The sequence below is a fragment of the Nocardioides daeguensis genome, from assembly GCF_019192965.1.
In the GTDB taxonomy this organism is placed as follows: domain Bacteria; phylum Actinomycetota; class Actinomycetes; order Propionibacteriales; family Nocardioidaceae; genus Nocardioides; species Nocardioides daeguensis.
This window is the reverse complement of record NZ_JAHTKU010000014.1, coordinates 65,910-73,398: the sequence shown is the minus strand read 5'-3', so window position 1 is coordinate 73,398 and position 7,489 is coordinate 65,910. Positions and strand designations below refer to the sequence as shown.

Annotated in this window: 7 protein-coding genes; 1 reads left to right on the top strand and 6 read right to left on the bottom strand. The window is 73.8% G+C overall.

What is annotated here, in order from left to right:
• The first annotated feature begins 279 nt into the window (after nt 1-279).
• Entirely contained in the window at nt 280-1,068 is a 789-nt protein-coding gene (locus KU893_RS12250; RefSeq protein WP_218234651.1) for a hypothetical protein, read from the top strand.
• Between the two features lie 51 nt (nt 1,069-1,119).
• Here the strand turns inward: KU893_RS12250 and KU893_RS12245 are convergent, their stop codons facing one another.
• The 6 genes from KU893_RS12245 to KU893_RS12220 are packed head-to-tail and all read right to left on the bottom strand — an operon-like array spanning nt 1,120 to nt 7,440.
• Nucleotides 1,120-2,163 (bottom strand): HtaA domain-containing protein, encoded by a 1,044-nt coding sequence (locus KU893_RS12245; protein WP_218234650.1) that lies wholly within the window; start codon nt 2,161-2,163, stop codon nt 1,120-1,122.
• Nucleotides 2,164-2,213: 50 nt separating this feature from the next.
• Nucleotides 2,214-3,434, bottom strand: coding sequence for a hypothetical protein (locus KU893_RS12240; protein WP_218234649.1), 1,221 nt, complete (start codon nt 3,432-3,434; stop codon nt 2,214-2,216).
• Nucleotides 3,427-4,518 carry a hypothetical protein gene (locus KU893_RS12235; RefSeq protein ID WP_218234648.1) on the bottom strand — a complete coding sequence of 364 codons (1,092 nt, stop codon included), beginning with the start codon at nt 4,516-4,518 and terminating at the stop codon, nt 3,427-3,429. Before KU893_RS12235 ends, KU893_RS12240 begins: the two co-directional genes overlap by 8 nt.
• Nucleotides 4,512-5,288 (bottom strand): heme ABC transporter ATP-binding protein, encoded by a 777-nt coding sequence (locus KU893_RS12230; protein WP_218234647.1) that lies wholly within the window; start codon nt 5,286-5,288, stop codon nt 4,512-4,514. The genes KU893_RS12235 and KU893_RS12230 overlap by 7 nt, the downstream gene beginning before the upstream one ends.
• On the bottom strand, nt 5,285-6,310 hold the full coding sequence (locus tag KU893_RS12225; protein WP_257441621.1) for a FecCD family ABC transporter permease: 1,026 nt from the start codon (nt 6,308-6,310) through the stop codon (nt 5,285-5,287). Before KU893_RS12225 ends, KU893_RS12230 begins: the two co-directional genes overlap by 4 nt.
• Nucleotides 6,307-7,440, bottom strand: coding sequence for a heme/hemin ABC transporter substrate-binding protein (locus KU893_RS12220; RefSeq protein ID WP_257441620.1), 1,134 nt, complete (start codon nt 7,438-7,440; stop codon nt 6,307-6,309). The genes KU893_RS12225 and KU893_RS12220 overlap by 4 nt, the downstream gene beginning before the upstream one ends.
• Nucleotides 7,441-7,489: the final 49 nt, after the last annotated feature.

Here is a 7,489-nt window from a genome sequence, read left to right as displayed (position 1 = left end):
CCGCGCGGTCAGCACGCCGAGCAGCAGCGGCCTTCTTGTAGTCCGGTCGCCCGGTCCCTTCGGTCACAGCAGTCATCATCGTTCCTTTGCTGAGACCGACCCCTTACACAGACCATCTGACACCCCCTGAAGATCGCCGAGGCCAAGATCATCGAAGCCGACCCCCTCGCCCACCGGGAACGGATCCACGCGAACCGGAAGGACAAGGGGGTCTGGTTCCCCCAGCCCCGCCCCGGCACCCAGATCGACTCCCTCGACAACACCGCGGGCATCGGAGTGGTGTTCGCCCGTATCGACGAGGCCGACGCCCTCGCCCATGCCCGGATGGTCGACTACCTCGCCACCGCACTCGCCGAACACGCCCCCGCTCGCGCTGACGGGGAGGAGCCGTTGAGCATGGACCACTGGCGAGCCGAAGCCTTCGCGATGCTCGCCGACCCCGCCGCCGTCCTCGCGTTCCTCCAGGGATCGGATGAGGAGAACGACCCCGGCACCGCGGCCCCCGACCGGACGAGCGTGGACCTGGTGATCCACCTCGCCCACGACACCACCGGCAACCTCGGACCCCTGGCCCGCGTCGAGGGCCGGGTGAACGGACCCCGCCTCCTCGACCAGGTCCGCAACCTGCTGCGAAGCGCTGCGCACGTGACCATCAGCCCGGTCGTCGACCTCCACACCGGCCGCTCCGTCAACGGCTACGAACACCCCGCGGACGTGAAGCACCGCACCGAGCTACGCACCCTGGGCGACGTCTTCCCCCACGCCACGAAGCTCTTCACGAAGCACGGCCGAAGCCCCGATCACGACCACACGGTGCCCTACGACAAGAACGGCCCACCCGGCCAGACCGGCGACCACAACGACACCCCACTCGGCAGACACCACCACCGAGCCAAGACCCACCTCGGCTACACCGTCCTGCAGCTCGGACCCGACAGATGGATCTGGGCAACACCCCACGGCCTCTACCGCCTCGTCACCACCACCGGCACCACCGTGCTCACCAAAGCCGAGTACCAGCTCCACGAACACGACGCCATCGTCCTCGCCGGCGGCGACGCCGCTTGAGGACGTGCCGGCGCCGCGGCCCCGACGTTCAGGGCCGCGGCGCGGGTCGAGCTACTTCTTGACCTTGACCTTCACCGTGGTGGCGGCCGAGGCCTGGTGCAGCTGGTCACCGAGGTAGGTCACCGTGAGCGTGCGCTTGCCCTGGGCGGACCTCGGCAGCCGCACGGTCGCCGTACCGTCGGCGGCGAGGGTGACGGTCTTCGACAGCTTCACCTTCTTGCCCTTGAGCTTGCCGCCCCGGTAGACGACGGTGACCGCGCCGGTCGGCGTGAAGCGAGCACTGGTCACCGTGATGGTGACCGTGCCCTTCTTGGTGGTGCGCGGCTTGGTCGCCACCGTCGCGGCCGCGGTGGTGGCCTGGGGCAGGGCGACCTGCGCCGCGCGGACGCTGGCCCGGAACGGCGCGGCGACCTTCTTGGGCTGACCGGTCGCGCTGGCGTAGAAGTGCGCGCGCAGGCCGGCGGTGAGCTGGGCGAGGAACGACGGGGCGAACGAGCCGCCCTCGACCGGCTTGCCCGCGGGGATGCCCAGGGCGGCCGACTCGGCGCCCGCGGGCAGGACGCCGGTCCAGGCCGGGGTGTCGGCGAGCGTCGCGGCGCCCTCCGCCACGGTCCAGTCGCCGGTGCCGGCCTGGAAGGTGGTGACCACGACCCGAGCCGGGTCGGTGCTCGCCTCGGGGTTGCCCATCGCTGCGGCGTTCCACGCCGAGACGACGGCCGACAGCGAGCCCTTGCCGGTCCGGTCGACCGTGACGACCGGGTCGGCGATGGTCACCGTGTAGAAGGTGGAGCCCATGTTCTCGAAGGAGCCGGCCACCGAGCCGTCGTACGCCATCGTGGTCACGCCAGAGGCGGCGTCGTAGGACCCGACGCCGTTGGGGAAGGTGATGACGCCGTCGGCGTTCTCGGTGGCACCGTCGGTGAGCACGTGGGTCGACAGGTGGTCGTCGAACTGCTGGCTGATCTCCCACTGCAGCTCGGGTACGGCGGCGACGGCCTGCGCAGGCGACGGGGCGCTCAGCGCGAGCGCCGTGGCGGCCACGCCGCCGGCCGTGAGCGCCGCGAGGACGCGGCGGGGGTTCGGTCGGATGGACATGGGTGTTCCCTTCTGTTGTGGTCCCGAGATGGACAAGCAGGCGGCGCCGCTCAGCGCAGGCCGCGCACGGGTGGAGGTACGACGAACGCGGCCGCCGCGAGGAGCAGCAGCGCACCCCCGGCCCACCAGGGCCAGGTGCGGTCGTCGGTGGGGGCGGCAGCGCCCGGCGCCGCAGGGGCGGCGGCCAGACGTAGGTCGGTGGCCGGTCGGGGCAGGGCGGCCACCGGCTCCGGCGCCGGAGGCGCCGCTCCCACGGGAGGCACCACGAGGTCCGGTGGCGTCGCGGCGGCGGTGGTCGGGGAGGTCGGGGTGGGGCGTGGGCTCGAGCGTGGCGGCGGGGGTGCGCTGTTGCTGACGACCGGCGGTTGGCTGGTCGCGACCGTGGGGGTGGGCACCACGACGGCGGCCCCGTCGAACGACACGGTCACCGGCGCGGCCACCTTGTGGGCGTCGTCGGACCCGCCGCTGGAGTACCAGAAGGGGCCGGTGCCGAGCATCTCCATGAACCGCACCCAGGGAGCCGGGAAGGATCCCCAGTAAGCCCCCGAGCGGACCTGGGCACCGGTGACGGGGTCGAAGGTCACACCGCGGTAAGCCGGGTCGACGGTGAACCCGTTGCCGGTGAGCGAGACCGACGGGAGCGTCGCGACCGTGACGGTCGCCGCCGGCGCCGCTTCCCATCGGGTCGGGTCGTCCTGGGCGGACGCGAAGCCGCCGAGCGTGGCGGTGAGGGTGCCCCGGCCGTCGGCGACCTCGAGCACCGGGTCGCTGAGGTGGAAGAAGGAGAAGCCGGAGTAGAAGGCCACCGTCGCACTCCCCTGCCACGCGATCCGCGCGGTGCCGGCGGCCCGGTCGAGCGTGCCCGCGCCCCGGGAGAAGACCAGCTGGTGGTTGCTGGACACGCCGACCTGCAGCGGCACGCCGGCGCTGTCGGTCCTCAGGCCCGCCCAGGTGGCGTCGGTCCAGGCGCTGCTGCGGGCGTCCCACTTCTCGACGGCGACGTCGCCGGAGCGCTGCTGCCACTGGCCCTCCGGGACGGTCTGGCCGCCCCGCCCGGGATCGGGCAGCGCGCCGGCCATCAGGAAGTTGTAGGTGCCGGGGTTGTGCGCCGCGGTGTTCGACTCGGTGTTGAGCCCCCAGCGGAGCACGGCGCCGGCCAGCGTCTCGGGGCCGTCGTCCGCGCGGGCGGGAGTGACGACCAGGCCAGCGACGGCGACCAGCCAGACGACGAGCCCGGCCGCGGCGAGGACGGCGGCGAGCGGCCTACGCACGAGAGGCTCCCCGGCGACGAGCGAGCAGGAGCAGGCGGGCGAGCGCGCCGAGGAGGACCAGTCCGGCAGCCCCGAAGAACCAGGCCCCGAGCCGGTCGACACGGGAACGCCCCGGGGCCGCGACGGGCGCCGCCACCGGCTCGTCCCCGGCCGCGATGGCGAACCGGACCAGCGGCGCCGGGTCACCGTCGAGCCCGTACAGCCGCAGCTCGTGGGTGCCGCCGGCGACCTCGGCCGGCAGGGCGACCACGCCGGTCACCTGGCCCTGCGCACCGACCAGGAACGGCCCGGCCGCGGCGACGCCGTCGTCGAGCACGGCGTTGACCTGGGCGCCGGGCGGCAGGCCCCGAGCGGTGAAGGACAGCGCGCGGCCGGCGACGGCCGAGGGCCGGTCGACGTCGAGCACCGGCGCCAGCGCCGTCGCCGACGACGGCGGCGACGGCGCAGCCGCGACGTCCGGGACCGCTGTGCCGGGCGCCGCCGGCTGCTGCGCGGCGGCAGTCCCCGTCGTAGCCGGCGCCTGGTCGCCGTACAGGTCCTTGACGGTGACCGGTGTGAAGGTCTCGTTGGCGGCGTTGGTGACGCCGTGCGCGCCGACGGTGATGATCCCGCAGCGGACCTTGCGGCAGTCGATGGTGCGGGTGCCACCGTCACGGTCGACGGCCCGGAAGGTCGCGCCGGGGACCGCGATCGTCGTCGACCAGCGACCGCTCGCGGACACGGTGCCGCCGTTGGCGGAGGCGGCGGTGTCGGATCCCGGGTAGGCGACGTACTTCTGGTAGCCGGCGTTGGCCTGGCTCTCGCTGTCGGGGACGTAGAAGTAGTCCTGGCCGGTCACCCCGCCCTTGCTCGGCCGCCAACTGCCGGAAACGGTACCGAAGAAGACGTAGATGCCGCCGTGGCCGCCATGGACCGACTGGAAGCCGGCGCCGGCGACCTTCAACGTGGTGGCGTACGTCGGGTCGATGACCGCGCCGCCGCGCTCGCTGCTGACCGACACCCGGGCCTGGGCCTGGGCCGCGGGCACCGGCGCCACCAGCGCCGCGAGCACGCCGAGCAGCACGAGGGTCGTCCTGGTCAGCACCGCGCCTCCTGGGCCGCCCGGACTGGTACGACGACCGGGGTGCCGCCGTGGTCGAGGACCCGCACCGGGTGCCGGTACACCTCGCCGAGCAGGTCCTCGGTGAGCACCTCGTGCGGCGGTCCGGCGGCCCGGACAAGGCCGTCGGCGATGACGCAGATCCGGTCGGCGTAGGCCGCCGCCAGGGACAGGTCGTGCAGCACGACCACGACGGCGGCTCCCTCCGAAGCGACCGCCCGGGCGACCCCGAGGACCGCCTCCTGGTGGCGGATGTCGAGGGCGGCGGTGGGCTCGTCGAGCAGCAGCACCGGCGTCTCCTGGGCGAGCGCCCGGGCGAAGGAGGTGCGCGCCTGCTCGCCACCCGACAACGTCGGGAAGGCGCGCTCGGCGAGACGGTCGACGTCGGTGCGGACCATCGCGGCGCGCACGACCTCCTCGTCGCCGGCCGCACGCGGGGTGCGGTGCCAGGGCGAGCGCCCCATCGCGACCACGTCGCGGACCCGGAAGCCGAACGCGAGTCCCTGCTGCTGGAGCTGGACCGCCCGGTGCTGTGCCGACTCCCGGGCGGCGTACGACGACAGCGGGCGCCCCGCGAGCTGGACCGAGCCGGCCGCGGGCCGGACGTCGCCGGCCAGGACACCGAGGAGGGTCGACTTCCCGGCGCCGTTGGGGCCGACGAGCGCGACCAGCTCGCCGGGCGGGACGGCGAGGTCGACGCCGTCGAGGACGACCTTGTCGCCGAGGGTGACGTGGATGCCGCGAGCCTCGATCATGACCAGCCTCCTGCGGTGCGACGGGAACGGCGGATGAGCCAGAGGAAGAAGGGGCCGCCGACGAGGGAGGTGAGCATCCCGATGGGCAGGTCGGCGTTGTCGACGGCGGTGCGCGCCCACAGGTCGGCGAAGGTCAGGAGCGCCGCGCCACCGAGGGCGCTGGCGGGGACGAGGAGCAGGTGGCCGGGGCCGGCGACCATCCGCACCAGGTGGGGCACGACCAGCCCGACGAACGCGATGATGCCGCAGAAACAGACCGCGGCGGCGGTGAGCAGGGCGACGACCACGATCGCCGCGAGCCGGAGCCGCTCCACGTCGACGCCGACGTGGAAGGCGGCCCGGTCGCCGAGCGCGAGCAGGTCGAGGCGGCGCGCCAGGACCAGGGCGACGGCGATGCCGATGGCGGCGAGCGGGGCCACTACGGCGACCGCGGCCCAGCGGGTGCCGTTGAGGCTGCCGAGGGTCCAGAACACGATCTCCTCGCGGGCCTGCTGGTCGCCGAGGAACATCAAGAACGCCAACGCAGCGCTGGTCATCGCGTTGAGCGCGATGCCGGTGAGGACGAGGGTGACGACCTCGGTCCGGCCGCCGGCGCGCGAGAGCAGGTAGACCACCAAGGTGGCGGCGAGGCCGCCGAGGAACGCGGCGACGGCGATGGTCCACGAGCCGAGCACGGCGACGTCGAAGACGATCACGCTGCCCGCGGCGACCGCGGCGCCCGAGGAGACCCCGACGACGGCGGGTTCGGCGAGTGGGTTGCCGAAGATGCCCTGCATGACGGCGCCGGCGGTGGCGAGCGCGGCACCCACGAGCGCGGCCAGGACCACCCGCGGGAAGCGGACCTCCCAGAGCGTGTCCTCGGCGCGCGGGTGGGTCGGCAGCGGGCCGAGGTCGATCCCGATCCGGTGCAGAACCGAGCCGAGCACCTCCAGCGGCGGGACGTGCAGCTGTCCCTGGCCGGCGCCGACGACGAGCGCGACGACGAGCAGGCCGGTCAGCACCGCGAGCAGGCTCCCCTTCACGAGACGGCTCCGGGTGCGTAGACCGCGACGGCCAGGGCGTTGAGGACGTCGCCGGTCTGCGGACCGAAGCCGAGGATCTGCGAATCCTCCATGTCGACGAACCGCTCGCGCTCGCCGGCCGGCGTGTTCGCCAGGGCGGGCAGCCGCTCGAGGAGGCCGTCGACACCGTCGACGGAGTCGAGGCCGCCGCTCATCATCAGCACGAGGTCGGGCTGGGCGGCGACGATCGCCTCGTCGGTGACCGGCTTCATGCCGTCCCAACCGATCTCCTCGGCCACGTCGTAGAGCCCGAGCGCATCGATCAGCCCGTCGGCGCCGGACTTCTCGCCGAACAGGTAGTAGACGCCGGACTGCCCGCGCACGTAGAGGAACAGGGTGCGCAGCCGGTCGGTCTGTGCCTCCGGCGCGACATCGGCGATCGCCGCGCGGACCGCGGCCACCTCGGCGTCGGTGCGCTCGATCAGCGCCGCGCCCGCCTCGGGGACGCCGAGCGCGGTGGCGACCTGCGTCGTCAGCTCCGCGACGTTGTCGAGCCCGCGGTGGCTGTCGACCACGACGACCGGGATGCCGGCGTCGCGCATCTGCAGCACCACGTTCCACGGCCCGAGAGAGGTGTCGGTGAGGATCACCGTCGGGTCCAGCTCGAGGATCGCCTCGGCGGCGAGGTCGTGGCCGTTCTGGGTGACCAGCGGGAGGTCGGCGGCGGCATCGAACCGGGTCGAGATGTCGCGGCCGACCACCCGGTCGCCGAGGCCGAGCTCGAAGACGGTGCGGGCCAGGGTGCCGTAGACGTCGAGGGCCAGCACCCGGCTGGCGTCGCGGACGGTGACCCGGGTGCCCTGCGCGTCGGTCACCGTCACGGGCAGCCGCGGCGCCGGCTCGGCGACCGGGTCGACGCTGTCGTCGGCGACGACCGCGCGCGTCGCGCCGGTCCAGTCCCGGGCGTCGGTGAGGGGGGTGACGTCGGCGAGCCGCGGGGCCGCCGTACCGTCGCCCGCTCCCCCGCTGCGCTCCGGGTCCACCGGCGAGGAGAGTCCGCACCCGGCCAGGCCCAGCACGACGCAGGTGGCGGACACGGTGAGCAGCCGTCGCAGCGGACGGACGGGGTGGGACAGCACGCGGGAGCTCACTCTCGAGATCGGGAATTAGGTCAGCCTTATTTAGGCTAGGCTAATCTTG